Annotated in this window: 22 protein-coding genes and 1 pseudogene; 7 read left to right on the top strand and 16 right to left on the bottom strand. The window is 59.9% G+C overall.

The annotated features are described in order from the left end of the window. Nucleotides 1-98 precede the first annotated feature (98 nt). A complete protein-coding gene (locus HF257_RS18285; RefSeq protein WP_185705699.1) occupies nucleotides 99-2,297 on the top strand; it encodes an OsmC domain/YcaO domain-containing protein in 2,199 nt (732 codons plus the stop codon). 121 nt (nucleotides 2,298-2,418) lie between these two features. Here HF257_RS18285 and HF257_RS18290 read toward each other — a convergent pair whose 3' ends face one another. The 10 genes from HF257_RS18290 to HF257_RS18335 form a co-directional block, all read right to left on the bottom strand. Then, on the bottom strand, nucleotides 2,419-3,585 hold the full coding sequence (locus HF257_RS18290; RefSeq protein WP_185705701.1) for a cystathionine gamma-synthase: 1,167 nt from the start codon (nucleotides 3,583-3,585) through the stop codon (nucleotides 2,419-2,421). Then, nucleotides 3,582-4,958, bottom strand: a complete 1,377-nt coding sequence (locus HF257_RS18295) for a pyridoxal-phosphate dependent enzyme (RefSeq protein WP_185705703.1) — start codon at nucleotides 4,956-4,958, stop codon at nucleotides 3,582-3,584. Before HF257_RS18295 ends, HF257_RS18290 begins: the two co-directional genes overlap by 4 nt. A gap of 128 nt (nucleotides 4,959-5,086) precedes the next feature. Next, entirely contained in the window at nucleotides 5,087-6,034 is a 948-nt protein-coding gene (locus HF257_RS18300; RefSeq protein ID WP_233081305.1) for an alpha/beta hydrolase, read from the bottom strand. Nucleotides 6,035-6,193: 159 nt separating this feature from the next. Then, nucleotides 6,194-7,042 carry a 4-hydroxy-tetrahydrodipicolinate synthase gene (gene dapA, locus HF257_RS18305; protein WP_185705705.1) on the bottom strand — a complete coding sequence of 283 codons (849 nt, stop codon included), beginning with the start codon at nucleotides 7,040-7,042 and terminating at the stop codon, nucleotides 6,194-6,196. Nucleotides 7,043-7,324: 282 nt separating this feature from the next. Beyond that, nucleotides 7,325-8,302, bottom strand: a complete 978-nt coding sequence (locus HF257_RS18310) for an alpha/beta hydrolase (protein WP_185705707.1) — start codon at nucleotides 8,300-8,302, stop codon at nucleotides 7,325-7,327. A gap of 77 nt (nucleotides 8,303-8,379) precedes the next feature. Continuing rightward, a complete protein-coding gene (locus tag HF257_RS18315) occupies nucleotides 8,380-8,862 on the bottom strand; it encodes a VOC family protein (RefSeq protein ID WP_185705709.1) in 483 nt (160 codons plus the stop codon). 33 nt (nucleotides 8,863-8,895) lie between these two features. After that, a complete protein-coding gene (locus tag HF257_RS18320) occupies nucleotides 8,896-9,288 on the bottom strand; it encodes an ester cyclase (RefSeq protein ID WP_185705711.1) in 393 nt (130 codons plus the stop codon). Nucleotides 9,289-9,304: 16 nt separating this feature from the next. After that, a complete protein-coding gene (locus HF257_RS18325) occupies nucleotides 9,305-10,024 on the bottom strand; it encodes an SDR family NAD(P)-dependent oxidoreductase (RefSeq protein ID WP_185705713.1) in 720 nt (239 codons plus the stop codon). Nucleotides 10,025-10,179: 155 nt separating this feature from the next. Further along, complete coding sequence (locus HF257_RS18330) at nucleotides 10,180-10,629, bottom strand: GNAT family N-acetyltransferase (RefSeq protein ID WP_185705715.1); 450 nt, start codon at nucleotides 10,627-10,629, stop codon at nucleotides 10,180-10,182. A gap of 398 nt (nucleotides 10,630-11,027) precedes the next feature. After that, nucleotides 11,028-11,648, bottom strand: coding sequence for a LysE family translocator (locus HF257_RS18335; RefSeq protein WP_185705718.1), 621 nt, complete (start codon nucleotides 11,646-11,648; stop codon nucleotides 11,028-11,030). Between the two features lie 120 nt (nucleotides 11,649-11,768). On the opposite strand from HF257_RS18335, the pseudogene HF257_RS18340 reads away from it, so the two are divergent. Beyond that, a pseudogene (locus HF257_RS18340) lies at nucleotides 11,769-11,939 on the top strand (zinc-binding dehydrogenase); the annotation flags it as partial. 124 nt (nucleotides 11,940-12,063) lie between these two features. On the opposite strand, the gene HF257_RS18345 reads toward HF257_RS18340, so the two are convergent. From HF257_RS18345 to HF257_RS18360, 4 genes are all read right to left on the bottom strand, one after another. Next, nucleotides 12,064-12,654 (bottom strand): hypothetical protein, encoded by a 591-nt coding sequence (locus tag HF257_RS18345; protein WP_185705722.1) that lies wholly within the window; start codon nucleotides 12,652-12,654, stop codon nucleotides 12,064-12,066. A gap of 62 nt (nucleotides 12,655-12,716) precedes the next feature. Beyond that, a complete protein-coding gene (locus tag HF257_RS18350) occupies nucleotides 12,717-13,004 on the bottom strand; it encodes a hypothetical protein (protein ID WP_185705724.1) in 288 nt (95 codons plus the stop codon). 26 nt (nucleotides 13,005-13,030) lie between these two features. Further along, nucleotides 13,031-13,573, bottom strand: coding sequence for an ATP-binding protein (locus tag HF257_RS18355; RefSeq protein ID WP_185705726.1), 543 nt, complete (start codon nucleotides 13,571-13,573; stop codon nucleotides 13,031-13,033). 18 nt (nucleotides 13,574-13,591) lie between these two features. Then, the gene (locus tag HF257_RS18360) at nucleotides 13,592-14,425 is read right to left on the bottom strand and encodes a hypothetical protein (RefSeq protein WP_185705728.1); all 834 of its coding nucleotides are present in this window, start codon (nucleotides 14,423-14,425) and stop codon (nucleotides 13,592-13,594) included. 216 nt (nucleotides 14,426-14,641) lie between these two features. On the opposite strand from HF257_RS18360, the gene HF257_RS18365 reads away from it, so the two are divergent. The 5 genes from HF257_RS18365 to HF257_RS18385 all read left to right on the top strand — a co-directional run bounded on the left by HF257_RS18365 (nucleotide 14,642) and on the right by HF257_RS18385 (nucleotide 18,534). Next, complete coding sequence (locus tag HF257_RS18365) at nucleotides 14,642-14,989, top strand: metalloregulator ArsR/SmtB family transcription factor (RefSeq protein WP_185705730.1); 348 nt, start codon at nucleotides 14,642-14,644, stop codon at nucleotides 14,987-14,989. Nucleotides 14,990-15,025: 36 nt separating this feature from the next. Further along, nucleotides 15,026-15,496: an arsenate reductase ArsC gene (locus tag HF257_RS18370; protein WP_185705732.1), complete on the top strand. Its 471-nt coding sequence runs from the start codon at nucleotides 15,026-15,028 to the stop codon at nucleotides 15,494-15,496. A 9-nt stretch (nucleotides 15,497-15,505) separates the two neighbouring features. Continuing rightward, the gene (arsH, locus tag HF257_RS18375) at nucleotides 15,506-16,204 is read left to right on the top strand and encodes an arsenical resistance protein ArsH (protein ID WP_185705734.1); all 699 of its coding nucleotides are present in this window, start codon (nucleotides 15,506-15,508) and stop codon (nucleotides 16,202-16,204) included. 147 nt (nucleotides 16,205-16,351) lie between these two features. Then, nucleotides 16,352-17,404 (top strand): alpha/beta hydrolase, encoded by a 1,053-nt coding sequence (locus tag HF257_RS18380; RefSeq protein WP_185705735.1) that lies wholly within the window; start codon nucleotides 16,352-16,354, stop codon nucleotides 17,402-17,404. A gap of 17 nt (nucleotides 17,405-17,421) precedes the next feature. Further along, nucleotides 17,422-18,534, top strand: a complete 1,113-nt coding sequence (locus HF257_RS18385; protein ID WP_185705737.1) for a (R)-mandelonitrile lyase — start codon at nucleotides 17,422-17,424, stop codon at nucleotides 18,532-18,534. A 145-nt stretch (nucleotides 18,535-18,679) separates the two neighbouring features. On the opposite strand, the gene HF257_RS18390 is transcribed toward HF257_RS18385, so the two are convergent. Both HF257_RS18390 and HF257_RS18395 read right to left on the bottom strand, forming a co-directional pair. Then, complete coding sequence (locus HF257_RS18390; RefSeq protein WP_185705739.1) at nucleotides 18,680-19,591, bottom strand: LysR family transcriptional regulator; 912 nt, start codon at nucleotides 19,589-19,591, stop codon at nucleotides 18,680-18,682. Between the two features lie 76 nt (nucleotides 19,592-19,667). Next, entirely contained in the window at nucleotides 19,668-20,288 is a 621-nt protein-coding gene (locus tag HF257_RS18395) for a TetR/AcrR family transcriptional regulator (protein WP_185705741.1), read from the bottom strand. Nucleotide 20,289: the final 1 nt, after the last annotated feature.

Genomic DNA, 20,289 nt, shown 5'->3' on the forward strand with positions numbered 1-20,289 from the left:
TCATTTCGCCAGCCGCCGGTCAAAAGCCTGAAACTTCCCGATGAAAAACCCCATAATGGCGGCCATTTTTGTTTAGCCCGTTATTCTGGTGTGCCCGCATGGAAATCAAGGTCAACTTTCTCGACAACCTTCGACTTGAAGCCAAGTTCGATGACTTCACGGTGATTGCCGACCAGCCCATTCGCTACAAAGGCGATGGCTCGGCACCGGGACCGTTCGATTACTTCTTGGCTTCGTCGGCGTTGTGTGCGGCGTACTTCGTGAAGTTGTACTGCCAGACGCGCAATATCCCCACGGACAATATTCGTCTGTCCCAGAACAACATTGTCGACCCGGAAAACCGCTACAACCAGATCTTCAAGATCCAGGTGGAGTTGCCGGCGGACATCTCCGATAAAGATCGCCAGGGCATCCTGCGTTCCATTGACCGTTGCACAGTGAAGAAAGTGGTACAGGCAGGCCCTGAGTTTGTTATCGAGGAAGTTGAAAACCTCGACGCGGATGCACAAGCCCTGCTGATGCCCAACTCTACCTCCGAGGGCGGCACCTACATTGCCGGCAAGGACCTGCCCCTGGAGCAGACCATCGCCAACATGTCCGGCATCCTCGCCGGGCTGGGCATGAAGATCGAGATCGCGTCGTGGCGCAACATCGTGCCCAACGTCTGGTCGCTGCATATCCGCGATGCCCATTCGCCGATGTGCTTCACCAACGGCAAGGGCGCGACCAAGGAAGGCGCGCTGGCGTCGGCACTGGGCGAGTTTATCGAGCGGCTCAACTGCAACTTTTTCTACAACGATCAGTTCTGGGGTGAGGAGCTGGCCAATGCGCCGTTCGTGCACTACCCGGACGAGCGCTGGTTCCAGCCGGGCCCCAAGGATGAATTGCCGGCTGAAATCCTTGATGCCTATTGCCTCAAGGTCTATAACCGCGAAGGCGAACTGCGTGGCTCGCACCTGTTCGACACCAACTCCGGGAATGAAGAGCGCGGCATTGTCTCGCTGCCGTTCGTGCGCCAGTCCGATGGCGAAGTGGTGTATTTCCCCTCCAACCTCATCGAAAACCTCTACCTCAGCAACGGCATGAGCGCGGGCAATACCCTGGCAGAAGCCCAGGTGCAGTGCTTGTCGGAGATTTTCGAGCGGGCGGTGAAGCGCGAAATCATCGAAGGTGAATTTGCCCTGCCGGATGTACCGGCCGACGTACTGGCCAAGTACCCAAGCATCCTCGCCGGCATTCAAGGCCTGGAAGCCCAGGGCTTCCCGGTATTGGTCAAGGATGCCTCCCTGGGCGGTGAATTCCCGGTGATGTGCGTGACCCTGATGAACCCGCGCACCGGCGGCGTTTTCGCCTCGTTCGGCGCCCACCCAAGCCTGGAAGTGGCGTTGGAGCGCAGCCTCACCGAGCTGCTGCAAGGCCGCAGCTTCGAAGGCCTGAACGACTTGCCGCAACCGACGTTCGAAGGCCAGGCCGTGACCGAGCCGAACAACTTCGTCGAGCACTTCATCGACTCCAGCGGCGTGGTGTCGTGGCGCTTCTTCAGTGCCCAGTCGGACTATGAGTTTGTCGAGTGGGACTTCACAGGTGAAGGCGAAGATTCCAATGCCCAGGAAGCCGCGACGCTGTTCGGCATTCTGCAAGGCATGGGCAAAGAGTCCTACATGGCGGTGTACGAACACCTTGGCGCAACCGCCTGCCGCATCCTGGTGCCGGACTACTCTGAAATCTACCCGGTGGACGACCTGATCTGGGACAACACCAACAAGGCGCTGTTTTTCCGTGCCGACATCCTCAACCTGCACAGCCTCGACGAGGAGGCGTTGCAGGCGTTGGTCGAGCGTTTGATCGAAAGCGAGCTGGACGACTACACCGACATCACCACCTTGATCGGCATCGAGTTCGATGACAACACCGCTTGGGGCCAACTCACCATCCTGGAGTTGAAACTGCTGATCTTCCTGGCCCTGAAGCAATATGAAGAGGCCAAGGAATGCGTGGAGATGTTCCTGCAGTACAACGACAACACCGCCGAACGTGGCCTGTTTTACCAGGCGATGAACGCCGTGCTGGAGATGGAACTGGACGACGACCTGGAACTGGCCGACTACGAGACCAACTTCCGCCGCATGTTTGGCAACGAGCGGATGGACGCAGTGATTGGCTCGGTCAACGGTGACGTGCGCTTCTACGGCCTGACGCCGACCAGCATGAAGCTGGAAGGCCTGGACCGGCATCTGCGGTTGATCGAGAGCTACAAGAAGCTGCACGCAGCTCGGGGCAATGTAGCGTCAAGCTGACACAAGTCCTCTTGTGGGAGCGGGGTTGCTCGGGAAAGTGGCGTATCAGTCAGCAGATTTATTGACTGACCCACCGCATTCGCGAGCAAGCCCGCTCCCACAGGTTGTCCGGTGCAGGTCGCTAGATTTTCCTGAGGGCCTGGGCCAAATCTGCCCTCAAATCTTCCACATCCTCAACCCCCACCGACAACCGCACCAACCCATCACCTATCCCCAACTGCGCCCGCGTGGCGGCTGGAATACTCGCGTGGGTCATGATGGCGGGGTGTTCGATCAGGCTTTCCACGCCGCCGAGGCTTTCGGCCAGGGCGAAGATTTGCACGTTTTCCAGAAACCGCGTGGCGCCGGCCAGGTCGCTGTTCAGGTCGATCGAGATCATCCCGCCAAACCCGCGCATCTGCCGGCGGGCCAGTTCGTGCTGTGGGTGAGACGCCAGGCCTGGGTAGTAGACCCTTGCCACTTGCGGCTGTTGTTCCAGCCAGGTCGCCAGGTCGAGGGCGTTGCTGCAATGGCGCTCCATGCGCAGTGCCAGGGTTTTCACGCCGCGCAGGGTGAGGAATGCATCAAATGGCCCGGCGATGGCGCCGACGGAGTTTTGCAGAAAACCCAGGCGTTCAGCCAACTCGGGGTTGTCGCCGACAATGGCGATTCCGCCGATCACATCCGAATGGCCGTTGAGGTACTTGGTGGTGGAGTGCACTACTACGTCGAAGCCCAATTCCAGCGGGCGCTGAATCCAGGGGCTGGCAAAGGTGTTGTCGGCCACGCAGATAATCCCGCGCGTCTTGCAGATACGGGCAATAGCGCTCAGGTCGGTCAGGCTCAGCAGCGGGTTGCTCGGGGTCTCGACCCAGACCATGCGCGTATCGTCTTGCAGGCTCGCTTCAAACGCCGACAGATCGCTCAGGTCGACAAAGCTGAAACGGTGCCCGGCGCTGCGTTGGCGCACCTTGTCGAACAAGCGGAACGTGCCGCCATACAGGTCGTTGCCGGACACGATATGCGCACCGGCGTCCAATAACTCCAGCACCGTCGAGATCGCCGCCAGCCCGGACGCAAAGGCAAACGCCTGGCTGCCGCCTTCCAGGTCCGCCACGCAACGTTCCAGGGCAAAGCGCGTCGGGTTGTGGGATCGGCCGTAGTCGAAACCCTTGTGCACGCCGGGGCTGTCTTGCAGGTAGGTGGAGTTGGCGTAGATCGGCGGCATCAGCGCCCCGGTGGTTGGGTCGGGGGATTGCCCGGCATGGATCACACGGGTGGCAAACGCAGCTTTATCGGACTGACTCATGCAAGGGATCTCCGTAGGTGGTTGAGCAGGTCGACGCGGGTGATCAGGCCATGGAAGCCGGAGGCGTCGGCGATGATGGCGACCAGGCCGCGATCCAGTTCTGCCTGCAGTTCCGCCAGGCTGGCGCTGGGGTCCAGGGTGTGCAGGGTGTTGGTCATGGCGCTGGCGACAACCATTTTGAAATCCGCCGCGTCGTGGTGCAGGCCCAGCAGGATGTCGGATTCGTCGATCACGCCGACCAGATCCACACCGTCGACCAACACCGGCAGTTGTGACACATCCGCCAGGCGCATGCGCTGGAAGGCCGTGAGCAACGTATCGTCGGGGCTTACGCTGATCACGCGGCCGTCTTCAAAGCGGCGGGCGATCAGGTCGCGCAGGTCGCCGTAGTGTTTGTATTGCAGCAGGCCCGCGTCATTCATCCACTGGTCGTTGTAGACCTTCGACAGGTAGCGCGTGCCGGTGTCGCACACGAAGGTGACCACGCGCTTGGGCTCCGTTTGCTCGCGGCAATAGCGCAGCGCGGCGGCTAACAGGGTGCCGGTGGACGAGCCGCCCAGAATGCCCTCGGCGCGCAGTAGTTGGCGGGCATGGTCGAAGCTTTCTTCGTCGCTGATGGAATAGGCGTGACGTACGCTGGACAGGTCGGCAATCGAGGGGATGAAGTCCTCGCCAATGCCTTCCACTGCCCAGGAACCGGGGTTGATCAGCTTGCCGCTGCGGCTGTACTCGGCCATCACCGAGCCCACCGGGTCAGCCAGCACCATGGCCAACTCGGGTTGCACGCGCTTGAAGAAGCGAGTCAGGCCGGTGAGGGTGCCGGCGGAGCCTACGCCCACCACAATCGCGTCCACATCATGCTGGGTTTGTGCCCAGATCTCCGGCGCGGTGCTGGTTTCGTGGGCGAGGGGGTTGGCCGGGTTGTTGAACTGGTCGGCGAAGAATGAATCCGGAATGTCCTTGGCCAGGCGCGCCGCCACGTCCTGGTAATACTCGGGGTGGCCTTTGCCCACGTCGGAGCGGGTGATGTGTACTTCGGCGCCCATGGCCTTGAGGTGCAGCACCCTTTCCGTGGACATTTTGTCGGGCACCACCAGCGCCACGCGGTAGCCCTTGGCACGGCCGACCAGTGCCAGGCCCAGGCCGGTATTGCCGGCGGTGGCCTCGATGATGGTGCCGCCCGGACGCAGGCGACCGTCACGTTCGGCGGCGTCGATCATGGCCAGGCCGATGCGGTCCTTGATCGAGCCGCCGGGGTTTTGCGATTCAAGTTTGAGAAACAGCGTACAGGGGCCGGTATCGAAGCGGCTGACCCGAACCAGTGGCGTGTTGCCGATCAGTTCAAGTACGGCGGGACGGGGGAGGCTGGGCATGGTGTCACCTGGTACGGGTTGGCGTAGGTGGGACAGCAAAGTGCAAAGCATGCCTTGGACCATAGGCCTGGATCGCACCGCTCGCAACCGGGCAGTCGGCTGTCTGTCTGTTTTTGGCGCATTGCCTGTCAGGGTGGGTTTGGTGTTCTTGGCAAGGCTGATAAAGCCGCTTGCATTACACGGTCCATGACCTGGGCCTGCCAGTCGAAGTAAGGGTTGAACGTGAGCCGTGCGTGCACCTTACCCGCCTCGCGGTAGCCCCAGGCCGAGTACCAGAGCGGGTCGCCCGCCCGGCAACGTTGAAAGTCTTCATCGGTTTGGCCGTTGAGGCATACGGGCTGGCTGCCATTGCGGCCGTACAGCGGATTGTCAGGGGCGAACAACACGCCCATATGGGAAAACTGGCTGATTCGCTCGGCGGGCAGGTGATCGCTGCGCGCCAGTAGGCGGGGTGATTGCTGCACCGCTGGCAGGTCGCCATACCAAATCATCCGTGAGTCGGGATGGGTGAAGCGGTCGGTAAATACCTCTCTCACAAATTGCACGTCCACCACGGAGTCGTGGGCGGCACTGACGACCAGCACCGGGCGGTCGAAGGTCGCAGTGGCGAGCTTGTCGCGCACCGCTTCACTGGTTCGGTAGAACTGGGCAAAGCCGTTGGTGGGAACGTTCTGGTAGCGCAGCGGTGTCTGTTGCTGCCGGGGGCCGTCGGGGGCGCGCAGCCAGGGTTTTACCTGCGCCAGCCAAGGCAACAGCCAGATAAAACGATTGCGTGCCCTGAGCGCAGGAGAAAACATCAGCAGCCCGGCAATGTCCGGTTCGTCCATCGCGTATTCCAGCACCAGGTTGGCACCGGTGGAGAAGCCCCCCAGGTAAACCTGATCGACTTCCTGACGCAACAGGGCCACTTGCTGCGCTACCGTCGTGCGCCATTCGTCGATATCCACATCCAGCATGTCGGCCGGCTGCGTGCCATGCCCCGGTAACAGCAGTGTTCGCACCCGATAACCGCGCGTGGCCAATTGCGCGCCGATATCGCTGAAAGAGCCCGGTGAATCGCCCAGCCCGTGTACCAATAGAACGCCATGAGGCGTTCGCAGAGTGCAGCGACCTTACGCGGCTGCCCGGACTGCATCCAACCGCCAAGTGCCCGAACGGCAGGGAAATATATGACGATTAGTAACGGCCGTTAGAGGCGGTCAGGCGATGTGCCGAACGCCTCTGTCAGCACCGTCCTACAACCGCTGCAGCCGGGCGACAACCGCTGCACTGGCGGGCTGCATCGGCGCCCGCAACTCGCTGCTGGTCAAACCTTGCAAAGCCAGTGCGGCTTTTACCGGTGCAGGATTGGGCTCCACAAACATTGTGTTGATCAATGGGAGCAAACTGAAAAACGTCGCCCGCGCCTCGGCCAGCTGGTTGTCCCGTACTTGCTGCCACAGCGTTACAAACTGCTCGGTACGCACATGAGCAGATGCCGCAATTGCACCGCTGGCGCCCAGGGTCAGTGCGTTGAAGATCTGGATGTCCTCGCCACACAACACATCCACTTTGCCACTGGCCAGCAGCGCCAAGGTATTGCCGAGGTTGCCGCCGCAATCCTTGATCGCCACGATCCGCTCATGGGCAACGATGTTCAGTAAGGTGGCCTGTTCGAAGGTTGCGCCGGTGCGGTAGGGAATGTCGTACAGAATGATCGGTGCACTGGAGGCATCTGCCATCGTGCGAAAGAACGCTTCAAGGCCGGCCTGGGACGGGCGGATGTAACTGGGGGCGGGCACCAGTAATCCGGCGACCGGGCGCTGCAGGACTTCACGTTGAAACTGCAGCAATTCAATCTGGTTGTTGCCCGCCAACCCCATCACCACGCGATGTGCCGGCACCCATTGCAACACGGCATCCAGCACCGCCAGTTGCTCCTGGCGACTCAGCGACGCTGCTTCTCCGGTGGTGGTGCACACCATGATCCCCGCCACGTGTTTTTCCAGCAGGTGGCTGACCAGACGGTGCAGGCCGATAAAGTCGATGGCACCCTCATGGAACGGTGTGACCACGGGAACCCAGATACCTTGAAACGCTGACATGCACTTTCTCCTGATGATTGACCGTATAAGTCACCGTCAGAAGGGCAGAGGGAATTGTGCAAGGGAGGGAGACCGTCGCGCTCAATGTCCTGTCAGCTCATCTGACGGGACAGCGCGCCCCGGTCACATGAGCGACTGTTTCTTCGATTTGAGGGCGTGCGCAACGCAACCTTGCGCCTTGGCAATCAAGCCAATGACGGAAAGGTTAACGAAAGAGGTTGCGGACATTGGCTGATACACCCTGAAGAAGGCGTTCATCTTCAGGGGATGTAAGAGCGTGTGTCAAGCCCGCCGCAGGTGTTGACGCACAAATTGCGCGACTTCTGCTGCTAGCTCCCTGTCTTCCGGTGCGCCCATGAAACCGCCGTGGGGCATGGCTTCGAAAACATGCAGCACCGCTGTCACCTGTGCCTTGCGCAAGGCGCGGTGCAGACGCACGGTGTTGGACAGGAACAGGTCCCGTGTGCCGCTTTGCAGGAAGGTGGGAGGGAATCCCAGTGTGAAATCACCAAACAGCGGCGAAAGGTACGGATGGCACACATCTGCGCCAGCGGCATACAACAGATTGGCGCTTCTCAGCGAGTTGGGTAGCACCACGTCGACGGTACGGTTGACCTGGAAGCTATCACCGGATTCGGTCAGGTCCACCTCCGGCGACAACAGCACCAGCGCCGCCGGCAGCGGCAAACCTTCGTCACGGGCACGCAACACCATCGCCGCCGCGAGGTTGCCACCCGCCGAACGGCCGCCGATCACAATGTGTTCCGGGGCGTGGTGCTTGAGCACATGACGATAGGTGGCCATGCAATCATCCAGCGCCGCAGGGTAGGGATGATCGGGTGGCATGCGGTAATCCACGCCATAGCAGACCACATCGTGCAAGTCGGCCTGTTTACCGGCTGCGATACGGCAGTTTTCACCCCCGCCGAACACCAATGCGCCGCCATGCAGGTCGATGTAGGCAAAGCCCGTACCCGTCGTTGGGGTTGCCACGTGCACGGTGGTGCTTTCAAGGTGCAGCGTGTGAAGGTTGGCGCGCAGGGTTTCGGCCTGACCGGCGTTGGCACTGGCGTAATGCTGGGCCACGGCGGCTTGCATCTGACGCCAGCCAGTGTGGTCCTCGGGTGCGGGCAGGGCGTGCAAGGCGTTGAGTGGTACGCCGTCCGCCCCGACCAGGCGTTGAAGAGTTGCCTGGGCTTCGGGGCTGATGGACGACGGGACCGGAATCGTCCGTGAGTCTAGTTTGACGCCTGTGTTCATGGGCTGACAGCTCGCGTTCGACGACTGGGGGGCGTAAGCATGCCAGCCCTGATATGCGGCTCGCAATGGGCGTGAGTTCAGTGCCCTGCGACAGCTGCCTTAATGGCGGCAATGTCGATTTTGGTCATGGTCATCATCGCCTCGAACGCCCGCTTGGCCGTGGCCGGATCGGAGTGGGTCACTGCGTCGGTCAACACCCGTGGCGTAATTTGCCACGACAATCCCCACTTGTCCTTGCACCAGCCGCAGGCACTTTCCTGGCCGCCGTTGCCGACGATGGCGTTCCAGTAGCGGTCGGTTTCTGCCTGGTCGTCTGTGTGCACCTGAAAAGAAAACGCCTCGGTGTGCGTGAACATCGGGCCGCCATTCAAACCCAGGCACGGGATGCCCAGCACGCTGAACTCCACGGTCAACACATCGCCTTGTTTGCCTGACGGGTAGTCACTCGGAGCCTGATGCACGGCTTTCACCTGGCTGTCAGGGAAGGTCATGGCGTAGAAGGTAGCGGCCTCCAGGGCCGTGCCGTTGTACCAGAGGCAAAGGGTGGTCTTGTGGTTCATGGTTACTCTCCACAGAAAATGGGTGTGTGGAGTCTAGTCAACCAGTTGCTGTTCGATGGCTGCCTTGTCGATCACCGACCACACGTGGGCGAATCTGCCGTCGACGCATTCGTAGAACACATTCTCGTCAAACGTGACCCTGCGGCCATTGATCGGCAGCCCGAAAAATTCGCCCCGTGGCGTGACTTTGAAGTTCAAGCGACTGGCAACAGTGGGTGGGTGGGCGACCAGCAAGTGGATGCGGAACACCAAGTCGGGGATTTCACGGAAGTCGCGCTCCAGCATCGCGCGGTAGCCGGCGAGGCCGACCCGGGTGCCGTTGTAGGTGACGTCCGGGTGGACGAAGTGACCCAGGTGTTCCCAGTCCTGGCGGTTCAGGCAGGCGATATAGCCTTGGTAAAGGGTGGCCAGTTCGTCTCGGGTCATGTCGCGATCTCCTTCGTTAAAAACGCTCATCCAGAATGGCCGGCAAGGTGATGTCCTTGACGAAGCTGGCCGAGGACAGGCTCAACGCCATACGCACCACCTGCACCACATCGTGCACGGGAATCGAGTGGCCTTCATCGCGTTGCTCGGCCTGCGCACGGGGTGTGCTCAACGGGTCTTCGGTGTTGAGGTAACCCAGGTTCAGGCACGTCACACCAAGGCGGTGCTGGCGATAGCCTTCGCGCAAGGCATCGGCGATACCTCGCAGGGCGAACTTGGACGCGCCGAAAGCAACTTCCGGTCGACCGCTCTGGGGCAATCCGGAGGTAGAACCGGTGAGGATGATCCTGGGGTTGGCGCTTTTGAGCAGCAGAGGTAACAGGCGCTTGATCAACAGCAGGGTCGAGGTGATGTTGCAGGCGACGATGGCTTCGATCTGATGATCATCGTCTGAAAGGAAGTTGTAGGCCGGATCGAAAGCAAACTCTTCCCAGATACCCAGGTTGTAGAGCAGCGTGTCCAACCCGTCCGCCGCCACCGCTTCCTCAATGATATGCGCAGCCTTGGCAGGTTCACCCAGGTTAGCTTCGACCCAATGCACCTCAACGCCGGGCGCGTGGTCCAGGTGTTCCGGGCGGGTGCGGGAGACGCCGATCAGGGTATCTCCGGGTTCACCGAGGCCTTCGATCAGGGCTTTGCCCAGGCCTTTGCTTGCGCCGATTACCAACGTTCTCATTAACGTGTCTCCTTGACCGGGGGTTTGTGTTCAAAGTGGCTCTTCGTGGGTTACATCACCAAAATGCAACAGCACACGGTGCCAACGATACGTAAGCGTCCGCCAAATACGCCTCGCGCAATCTGCCGGGCGCCCATCTAACCGTCTCGGTACCTTTATTCTCGTTTTACTATCAGTTGCTTCTCAAAACGAACGTCACCTTCGGGTAGGTTCTTTACGGGCTGCCAGCCAAGGTTTCTATAGAATCCGCTCGCACGGCTTGCTTCAGCGGTTTCTAACCATATCTTCTGATGGCGTTGAAATAGAAAAGACTCTGCTTTGTGCATCAGAGTGCGCCCCAACCCGTACCCTTCGAATTCCGGCAAGACGAAAACCGCGAATACGCAACCATCTTCAATATCGGCCATCGAAAAACCGACTGCAACACCACTGACCTCCGCGACCCAAGCGCACGGAGTTTCTGAAATTGCCTGACTTATCGCTTCAGGCGTTATGCCTATCTCCGTTAACTGATGTTGAGATAAATGATTTTCCCGAACACTGGTACGAATCTTAAAAATCGAATCGATATCGGCAAGTTTGGCAAGCCGGATGACTGCGTCCATGGCACCTTCCTTTTTTCTATCCGTGTGATGAAAGCATCCTTACATAGCCTGGCTATCAAGGGTGATTCCAATTGCATGGCGACAACTCGTTGCCCTAGAACCGCTTCTCGCAAAGCATCAACCAGTGCCTGAAGCGGTACACCGGTCTGTCCGGCCCATTGGGCCAGGTCGGCCGCGTTATCGCCATGGCGCAGGCGTTTGCGCAACCAGCTCGGCAGCCAGGTGTGATGATCGATATGTAGCGCACGGATATCCGCGTGAGGGGCTGGAGGAGTGGATGGCGACGACACTGAAAGCCTCTGCAAGAACAAAGTGCATTTGAGAAGTTATCGAGTTTTTGTGGTGGTCGGACGTGGACAGCAAGTAGGAGAGGTGTTTATTCCTCGCCCGCCTGTGACTTATGCCCTACGCGCCATCAACAACACCGTCGCCGCTGCCGACAACAACCCCGCGCAGCAACGATTGAAAATCCGCTTGCCACGCGGCTCGGCAAACCAACGACGCATATGCAGGCCCATGTAGGCGTAGGCGCTGATGGCGATCCACTCCAGCGCCAGGAACATCGCGCCCAGCAACGCAAATTGCGGTGTGATCGGCTGACCGGGAACCACGAATTGCGGGAGGAACGCGGTGAAAATCAGGATGGCTTTCGGGTTGCCCGCCGCCACCAAAAACTCCTGCCGCGCCAACGCCCATAACCCCACCTTGGCCGCCGTCGCTTCCGCCTCCGCTTGCGGGTTCGCTCGCCACAGCTGATACGCCAGGTAAAAGAGATACGCCGCCCCCAGGATCTTGATCCCGTAGAACAACAACTCCGAGGTTTGCAGTACCACCGCCAACCCCGCAGAGGCGAGGGCGATCATGCCGGCAAACGCCAGCAGGCGACCGATACCGGCCAGGCACGAGGTGCGATAGCCGTAGCGCGTGGAGTTGCTGACCGACAGCAGGTTGTTCGGGCCGGGCGCCATGTTCAGGGCGAAGCAGGCGGGGAGGAAGAGTGAGAGGGTGGCGAGGTCCATGGCGGCTCCGTGTGCGCAGGGGGACGGGTAGGGGGAGGATAATGGGAGTGGAGTGGGTTGGACAATGTGTGCGTTGGGTTGGCGAACCGGTATCGGAGACCCGGCAGACCCGAACGTCTCCCACGCACAGCCGCTATATTCGACCGAATGAACAGGTTCCTCAACGAACACAAGATTCGTCCCGTGATCGATCAGGTATACCCGTTTGAGAAAGCACGAGAAGCTTACGAGCATCTCGCCAGGGGCGCATTTGGAAAGGTGGTGATCAACGTTGCAACACAGCCTTTGTAGTGAGCGGGCTTGCCCCGCGCTGGGCTGCGAAGCGGCCCTAAAAACGCACGCCGCAGGGTGCCTGACGCAACTCGGCGTGCTTATTGGGGCTGCTTTGCAGCCCAGCGCGGGGCAAGCCCGCTCACTACAAATCTGTGTGTGAAGCGGGTTGCGTGTAGATAAATTTATAATCGGAAATGTAGGAGCCGATTTTATTGCTGTGCGCAGTGACCCAGACGGCCTGCATGCCAGGGGTGATTTGGTTGTGCAAATCAGATTTGGTTGTGCACAGTTGGATGCGTCGTTCAGTCGTTAAGTCCTTGATCCACAAGCCTGCCTCGCAGCGGTTGGATTTACCAATGGCCGGTCCCGGGAAGGTTGTTTCATAGGCTGATTCGTAATGGACCGTGTCGCCAGGCAACAGGTAGACGCCGACATTGCAGCTGTTTATGGACAACACAAAACCAGCGCAAAAACCACTGAGAAAGGCATCTGAAACGCGCTTCAAGGCTTTCTCAGTTGGGCGTTGATAGAGCGCTCTACCTGCGAAGACCAGCCCCACCAAAACGCTGACGGCCACATAGGTGGTCCACTCTGGAATCCACGGCATCAAAACGGTTTGTCTTGCAATGCGAGTCGCCCACAGCATGTAGGAAAACAGCGTTCCAACCACCAATAGGGTGATGGCCAAGACCGTTATTTTCTTGCCTGTGCTCACGGGTAAGTGATGTTTCATTGATTGCTTCCGTGCAATTGAATCCGTCGCTGACAATGTGGCGAGAAGCCCCGATTTACATCTCAAACGCTGAGCTGATGGAACAGCGCTTGCAGAAATACATCAGCCGCAGCGGATTCAGAAAGCAAGTAGTGCCCAAACCAGGTGTCCCACCCGGCGGCAAGACTAAACTGCGCGCACGTGAAACCTTGGTGAATGGTTTCGTCAAAGCCGAAGACGGGTGAGCCTACTCGTTTGAACCCTTCGTGTTTGACCAGATCCTCAGCCAACGATAGCCAATAATCATCCGGACACTCGTTGAGATTGAATTTCAGATGACCATTGGCTGCGGTGGAGAGAGTGGGTTTCATGGCTCACCATTTGATCTGCTGTCGAGCTACCGCGATATTTGCGAAAGCGCCTGAATCACATCAGCTGCCATCTGCTCAGCAGTGTTCGTCCCGTCGATCCGCAGGATCGGCGCGGTTTGCCTGGACAGCCACGCTTCGTGCCAGGCCCGGTTGCGTCCAGAAAAACTCGGGTCGTCATACTGCGAGGCCCATTCCCTGAAGGCCAGGTGTATTTCATGCATGTCGCCACCGGGGGCGATGCGATCGCCAAAGCGTTGCGTTTCTCGTGCGGTCAGCCGCTCAAGGCGAACGGGTGTGGGCGTGGCCACGAACACAATCAGGTCCGCACGGGTAATCAGCGCATCACCCCAGCCCATGCAGGATCCGGTCAGCAACCAGTCGCCGTCACCGAATGCTTGCTGAATCAGCGTCACCCGGTCATCAGGAGGACGTTTGGTGGTGAAGGGCGGGTTGGTGGGCATCCAGTAAAAATCATCGACGTCGAGGTGTTTTACGCCGAGCAACGTCGCCAGGTTTTGACCCAGCGTGGTAACGCCCGCACACGAGGCGCCTGTGATGTAAATGCTCAATTTTTGCTCCATCGGGAGTTATCGAACGGCCTCCAAGGGCGGCCCTTTGATCAGCGCCTTTAATCGTTCATCCCTCACATACTTTGCCACCCTCATGAAATCTTCGCGGCAGCCTTGTGCAAACGCCAAATTCAGGAAGTTCACTCTTTGCTCGTCGATCTCGGTACGCATGGCGAGGATGTAATACCCTTCTGCGCGAAAATCGCCGGCACTCAAGGCCAGGGGGCGAGCATTATCAATCACCCATTGAATCGCATCTTCGTCCGGTTTTGGTGGGGGCTTGTGCTTGGGGAAGCAGCTGGGAAAGGCGGTCAGCAATGGGTACTCCGATTCGTAGTAGTCATGACCCTGGACTGTCGCTTGAAGAAGGGTAAGGCGCCTCTCGTACTCAGCACTGGGGGGATAGAAGGGTATGCAATTAACGTACTCCACAGCCCCTGCAATCAGGCCTTGCTCGGCGGCCCGGCCGTAGAACTCGCAGGCGGATTGTTTATTCTTGAGAATTGATGCCGCCAACAACACCTTGGCTTTTTGGTACATGGCGACGGCATGCCCACCCGCGATTGCAGTGTCCAGGTGCGCGTTGAGTCGACTCATTATTTGCGCGCTTTCAGTCGCTAACGCCTCTGGCTCGGCAGGGTCCACGGGTTGATCGGTTTTGACGATTTCGAGCACGCGGTCGGACACGCGCTTTGCATCGTCCAGCGCGTCCAGGGCGGCGTGATAGTGCGTGACAGCTTCGGGCGTGGGGGGCTGGGCGAGTGTGTTCAGCGGGAAAAAACAAAGCCCTAAAACGTATATGAAGCGCAGGGTCAAAAGGACCTCCTTGTTTGTCGCCATGGCCCGTTCCATCAGGTCTGATCCATCAAGTACGCCAGCGGCATTAATGTTCCTATTTGAGCGTATCGCCTTTGTGCGTCCGAACTTTAATCACTGCAGGTCGAGCAAACTCAGGAGCGGGGCAGGCGCTATCACCCTAGCGCGCAAAAACGGCAATCAACAAAACAACTGCTTGCATGATACATGTGGATATCCGTATATTCGTATTTCCAAATGTAAGGAGCCGTCATGATCACCCCCCCCGAGGTCTTCAAAAGCCTGGCCGACGAAACCCGCACCCGCGCCACCCTGCTGATTGCTGATCAGGGCGAGCTGTGTGTCTGCGAGTTAATGTGTGCCCTGGACGACAGCCAGCCAAAGATCAGCCGCCATTTAGCGCAACTGCGCAGCAGTGGCTTGCTGCTCGACCGCCGACAGGGCCAGTGGGTGTATTACCGCCTTAACCCGGACCTACCGAAGTGGGTTCACGAAATCCTGCAGGTGACGTCAAAAGCCAACACCGATTGGCTCAAGCAAAACGCTGCTCGCCTGCGGTGTATGAACGGCCGGCCTGTACGGGAAGCCGATTGCATCTGATCCTCAAACGTCCGCCAAAAGCGGCAGGAGCAATCCATGCGAGTCCTGTTCATGTGCACCGCCAACAGTTGCCGCAGCATCCTTTCAGAAGCGGTTTTCAATCACTTCGCGCCGCAGGGCATCGAGGCGATCAGTTCCGGGAGTTTCCCCAAGGGCCAGGTGTTGCCACGCAGCTTGTCCACGTTGCAGCAGGCCGGTATCGCTATCGATGGCCTGTACAGCAAAGGCAACGACGCATTCGAAGGCAACCCGCCAGACATCGTGATCACCGTGTGTGACAAGGCCGCTGGCGAAAGCTGTCCGGTGTATTTCGGCCCGGCGCTGAAAGCCCATTGGGGGTTGGAAGACCCCTCGGATGTGACGGGAGACGAGGCCGCGATCGACGCAGCGTTCAACGCCACATTGGCGCGCATTGAAAAACGCTGCCAAGCCTTCCTCGCCCTGTCCCTCGGCACCATCAGCCGTGACGCGCTCAAAACTGAGCTTGAACGAATTGCCACGCTCTGAGGAGGATTTATGTCTGACTATCTACCCAATGTGGACCTGAGCCTGTTCGACGATGTACGACCGTCGACGCTGGACCCACACAAACCACGCATTCTGTTGCTCTACGGGTCGACCCGTGAGCGCTCGTTCAGCCGCCTGTTGGTGGAAGAGGCCGCGCGCCTGCTGGAACATTTTGGTGCCGAGACACGCATCTTCAACCCCTCCGGTTTGCCGTTGCCAGACGACGCCCCGGTCGATCACCCCAAGGTGCAAGAGCTGCGCGACCTGGTGTTGTGGTCGGAAGGGCAGGTGTGGTGTTCCCCGGAGCGACACGGCGCGATGTCTGCAGTGTTCAAGGCGCAGATCGACTGGGTACCGCTGGAGCTGGGAGCCGTGCGCCCGACACAGGGCAAGACGTTGGCGGTGATGCAGGTCTGCGGCGGCTCGCAGTCGTTCAATGTGGTGAATCAGCTGCGGGTACTGGGTCGCTGGATGCGTATGTTCACCATCCCCAACCAGTCATCGGTGCCCAAGGCTTATATGGAATTCGACGAGGCTGGGCGGATGAAACCGTCGCCGTTTTATGATCGTGTTGTCGACGTGATGGAAGAGTTGGTGAAGTTCACCGTGCTGCTGAGGGATCGCCAGGCGTTCCTGGTGGACCGCTATTCGGAGCGCAAAGAGTCGGCTGAGCAACTGATGGCGCGAGTAAACCAGCGTTCCATTTGAGCGGCAGCGTGACTCGCTCTCCGTTATGCGCATTTATGCGTTTTTGATATCAGTCCTATACGACTTACCCCATTTATCCATCAATGCCGGACCCGTTAACGTGCTCCCCACGCCATTACTCAATGATCGACCGGGAGCACTCACACGATGCGAACCACCCTGAAAGCCTCTTTCATGGCTGCCATGATCGGCATGTCGGGCGCCGAACTCCAGGCGGCTGACTACAAGCAAAACCCCTTCACCCTGGTCTACGACGGCGCGTTGAAAAAGAACGAGCCGGGCAAGGTCAACATTCACCCCGTGAGCTACACGCTCAACGGCCTGGTCATCGCCGCCAACGTCTACACCCCAGCTGGCTATGAGGCGAGCAAGACGTACCCGGTGATCGTGATCGCGCACCCCAACGGCGGGGTAAAGGAGCAGGTCGCCGGGCTGTATGCCCAGCGTATGGCCGACCAAGGCTACATCACGATCACGGCAGATGCGGCGTATCAAGGCGCCAGTGGCGGTGAGCCGCGCAATGTCGACAAGCCGGCCTCACGCATCGAGGACATCCATGGCATGGCCGACTTCATCGCCAATTATCCCGGTGCCGACGCTTCGCGCCTGGGCCTGTTGGGGATCTGTGGCGGCGGTGGATATTCCTTGGCGGCCGCGCGCACCGACAAGCGTTTTGCGTCGATTGCTACCGTGAGCATGTTCAACTCGGGGTTGGTGCGCCGCAATGGCTACCAGGACTCACAAGTGGACACGATCCAACAGCGCTTGCAGCAGGCGTCGGCAGCACGTGCGCAGGAAGCTGCGGGTGGCGCGGTGGTGTACACCGGCGATGTGCAGCTGACTGACGAACAGGTCGCCAAGCTGCCGTTCGACCTGTATCGCCAGGGCTTTGAGTACTACGGCAAGACCCACGCCCACCCGAATTCCACCTTCAAGTACACCCTGAGCAGCCTGCTGGATTTGATGAGCTTTGACGCCACCGACCAGATCGAACTGATCGATAAACCGTTGCTGATGATCGCAGGCAGCAAGGCCGACAGCCTCTACATGAGCGAGCAGGCCTTCGCCAAGGCAACCGGTACCCAGGACAAGCAGTTGTTCAAGATCGACGGCGCAACGCACATCGAGACGTATTGGGTGCCCGCGTATGTGGATATTGCCATCGCGCAACTGAGCGCCTTCTACGCCAGAACCCTTTGATTCGGAGAGCCCGCACCATGAATAAGACCCTTCTTGGCCTCGCGATGTGCGCGACGGCACCGTTTGCCGCAGGCGCGGACAGCCTTGCCGAATCCCAGCAGATTCGCCGTGCCAACAGCCAGGCTTCGGTGGCCGGCCCCGAGGACTATTTCTCTGGGCAGGTGCGCGTCGATCCACTGTTTCCGGCCACGGATGAGCTCAGCGCTTCAGGTGCCTACGTCAGCTTCGAGCCGGGCGCACGTTCGGCGTGGCACACGCACCCGGCGGGTCAGCGGCTGGTGGTGATGTCGGGCGTTGGGCTGACTCAGGAGTGGGGCAAGCCGGTGCAACGGATCTTGCCGGGCGACGTCATCGTTTGCCCGCCAGGCGTCAAGCACTGGCACGGCGCGGCGCCGAACAGCGCGATGACGCACCTGGCGGTGACCGGCACGGTGGGCGGTAAAAACGTCGACTGGCTGGAAAAAGTCACCGACGCCGAGTACGGCGCCTCGCTAAACAGACCCGCCAGCAGCGAGACCGCGCTGTCGGCCAAGCAACAGTCGATACCCTTGATTGCTGCAGCGATGGCCACCAGCAATCTGCCCGCACTTAATACGGCACTGAATCAAGGTCTGGACGCTGGGTTGTCCATCAGCGAGGCGAAGGAAATTCTGGTGCAGCTTTACGCCTACGTCGGCTTCCCTCGCAGCCTGAACGCGCTGGGTGAGTTGATGCGGGTAGTAGAGGCGCGCAAGCAACGGGGGATCAAGGATGAGCAGGGGCGCGAGCCGATGGCGGTTATTCCCGTCGGCGAGCAGTTGCTGGTGCTGGGCAAGGCCAACCAAACGAAAATCGCCGGCGCAGAGGTGAAGGGCCCGTTGTTCGATTTCGCCCCGGTGATCAATCAATACCTGCAGGCGCATCTGTTCGGCGACATCTTTGCCCGAGACAACCTCGACTGGCAGAGCCGCGAGTTGGCGACGGTTGCCGCGTTGGCCGCCACACCGGGTGTAGAGTCGCAGTTACGTTCCCACGTCGCCGCCAGCCTGCGGGTGGGGGTGACGGTGGAGCAATTGCGCCAACTGGTGCGATTGCTCGAAGAGCAGGGCAACGTCGAAGCGGCCCGACGTGCCAGCGCAATGCTGGAATAGTTATTCCGGTAGTTTGTAGTGAGCGGGCTTGCCCCGCGCTGGGTGGCGAAGCCGCCCTAAACCCGGCCTACGCGGTTTTGCAGTAAGAACTGCGGTGACTGGATTTAGGGCGGCTTCGCCACCCAGCGCGGGACAAGCCCGCTCACTACAAACCCGGCATTAGTGACGGGGGGTAGCGCAAGGTCTCGCGCAGCAAGGTGAATGCCGGTGAGCTCTGGCGCCGGCTCGGGTAGTACAAGTGGTACCCCGAGAACGGCTCGCACCAGTCTTCCAGCACCCGCACCAGACGGCCCTGCGCCACATGTTCCAGCACCAGGTCTTCGGGCATATACGCCAAGCCCAAGCCCTGCAGCGCTGCTTCCATGCGCATGGCGATGGTGTTGAACACCAGTTGGCCTTCGACGCGTACGTTCAATTCCTGTCCGTTCTTTTCAAACTCCCATACATACAAGCCGCCATGGGTCGGCATGCGCAGGGTGATGCAGTTGTGGGTCATCAAGTCGTTGGGAATTGTCGGCAGCGGGTAGCGGGCGAAATACGCTGGCGAGCCGACCACCGCCATGCGCATGTCCGGGCCGATGCGCATCGCGATCATGTCCTTGGCCACTTGCTCCCCCAATCGCACGCCTGCATCGAAACCTTGCGCCACGATATCGGTGAAGCCGTAGTCGACGATGATCTCGATATTGAGGTCGGGATTGTCCGGAAGCAGCTTGGCCAGCACTGGATGCAGCACGCTGATTGCACAATGTTCGCCTGCCGTGATGCGCAGCTTGCCCATCGGCTTGTCGCGGTATTCGCTGAGAGAGGCCAGCTCGCTGTCGATCTCCTCGAACCGCGGCGCGATCACCCGCAGCAGATGCTCACCGGCCTCGGTCGCCGACACGCTGCGCGTGGTGCGGGCCAGCAAGCGCACGCCGAGGCGCTCCTCGAGCTGGCGCATGGCGCGGCTCAAGGCGGGCTGCGACATGCCTAGCCGAGCGGCCGCGCGGGTGAAGCTGCGCTCCTGGGCCACGATGGCGAAGAGTGCCAGTTGGTCGTAGCGTTCGGTGGTCATTGATGCGTCTCTGGTATGAACAGAGTGTGATTATGCCTGTTGTAGCGAGGTGCTCTCACAATTTGTAGGCCTTGGGTCACTCGGCGGACGAGCCTTCCTTCAACATCACCAGTGCCCCCACGATCAGGGCCTGCATCCCTTGTTCCAGCTCAATTTCCATCTCCGCTTCTTCGGTAGCGCGATCCGTTTCCACCACGGGCTCCCGTTGGGTGACCGTATACACCGTGTCGGCCACGGCCATGCAGTGGAACGCCACCGTGGCGAGCAACCAGCGCGCCTGATCCTGGCTGACGCCAAATGCCTGGGCGATAAGCGCTTGGTGGCCGTGGATCTTGGCCAGCATCGGCTCAGTCGCGGCCGCCCTGCGGATGACGAAAGGCGTGAGCCCCGGGTGCGCCTTGACGAACTCCCGGACCGAGGTGGCGAACACGATCAGGTACTCGCGCAAGCCACCGTCCTTGTCGCCGCAATCCTGGGGAATCTGCCAGCGCGTGAAGATTTCCTCGGCGACCAGCGCTTTGAGCGCCTCGAGGTTGGCCACGTGTTTATACAGCGCCATATGGCTCACACCCAGCGCCGCCGCGAGGCCGACGAAGGTGATGTTGGGCAGGCCCATCTCTATACCGGCTTCGACGATTCGCTCCCGTGTGATGCTCGGCGGGCGTCCGCGGGTGGCCGGTTTTTTTGCGGGTTCCATA

Source organism: Pseudomonas cremoris, assembly GCF_014230465.1.

Coding starts and splice junctions, on each gene's coding strand:
- HF257_RS18365 (WP_185705730.1), top strand. CDS start 14,642: ATGATCACCCCCCCCGAGGTCTTCAAAAGCCTGGCCGACGAAACCCGC.
- HF257_RS18380 (WP_185705735.1), top strand. CDS start 16,352: ATGCGAACCACCCTGAAAGCCTCTTTCATGGCTGCCATGATCGGCATG.
- HF257_RS18310 (WP_185705707.1), bottom strand. CDS start 8,302: ATGAACACAGGCGTCAAACTAGACTCACGGACGATTCCGGTCCCGTCG.
- HF257_RS18360 (WP_185705728.1), bottom strand. CDS start 14,425: ATGGAACGGGCCATGGCGACAAACAAGGAGGTCCTTTTGACCCTGCGC.
- HF257_RS18350 (WP_185705724.1), bottom strand. CDS start 13,004: ATGAAACCCACTCTCTCCACCGCAGCCAATGGTCATCTGAAATTCAAT.
- HF257_RS18345 (WP_185705722.1), bottom strand. CDS start 12,654: ATGAAACATCACTTACCCGTGAGCACAGGCAAGAAAATAACGGTCTTG.
- HF257_RS18385 (WP_185705737.1), top strand. CDS start 17,422: ATGAATAAGACCCTTCTTGGCCTCGCGATGTGCGCGACGGCACCGTTT.
- HF257_RS18395 (WP_185705741.1), bottom strand. CDS start 20,288: ATGGAACCCGCAAAAAAACCGGCCACCCGCGGACGCCCGCCGAGCATC.
- dapA (WP_185705705.1), bottom strand. CDS start 7,042: ATGTCAGCGTTTCAAGGTATCTGGGTTCCCGTGGTCACACCGTTCCAT.
- HF257_RS18285 (WP_185705699.1), top strand. CDS start 99: ATGGAAATCAAGGTCAACTTTCTCGACAACCTTCGACTTGAAGCCAAG.
- HF257_RS18315 (WP_185705709.1), bottom strand. CDS start 8,862: ATGAACCACAAGACCACCCTTTGCCTCTGGTACAACGGCACGGCCCTG.
- HF257_RS18295 (WP_185705703.1), bottom strand. CDS start 4,958: ATGCCCAGCCTCCCCCGTCCCGCCGTACTTGAACTGATCGGCAACACG.
- HF257_RS18330 (WP_185705715.1), bottom strand. CDS start 10,629: ATGGACGCAGTCATCCGGCTTGCCAAACTTGCCGATATCGATTCGATT.
- arsH (WP_185705734.1), top strand. CDS start 15,506: ATGTCTGACTATCTACCCAATGTGGACCTGAGCCTGTTCGACGATGTA.
- HF257_RS18335 (WP_185705718.1), bottom strand. CDS start 11,648: ATGGACCTCGCCACCCTCTCACTCTTCCTCCCCGCCTGCTTCGCCCTG.
- HF257_RS18325 (WP_185705713.1), bottom strand. CDS start 10,024: ATGAGAACGTTGGTAATCGGCGCAAGCAAAGGCCTGGGCAAAGCCCTG.
- HF257_RS18390 (WP_185705739.1), bottom strand. CDS start 19,591: ATGACCACCGAACGCTACGACCAACTGGCACTCTTCGCCATCGTGGCC.
- HF257_RS18290 (WP_185705701.1), bottom strand. CDS start 3,585: ATGAGTCAGTCCGATAAAGCTGCGTTTGCCACCCGTGTGATCCATGCC.
- HF257_RS18370 (WP_185705732.1), top strand. CDS start 15,026: ATGCGAGTCCTGTTCATGTGCACCGCCAACAGTTGCCGCAGCATCCTT.
- HF257_RS18320 (WP_185705711.1), bottom strand. CDS start 9,288: ATGACCCGAGACGAACTGGCCACCCTTTACCAAGGCTATATCGCCTGC.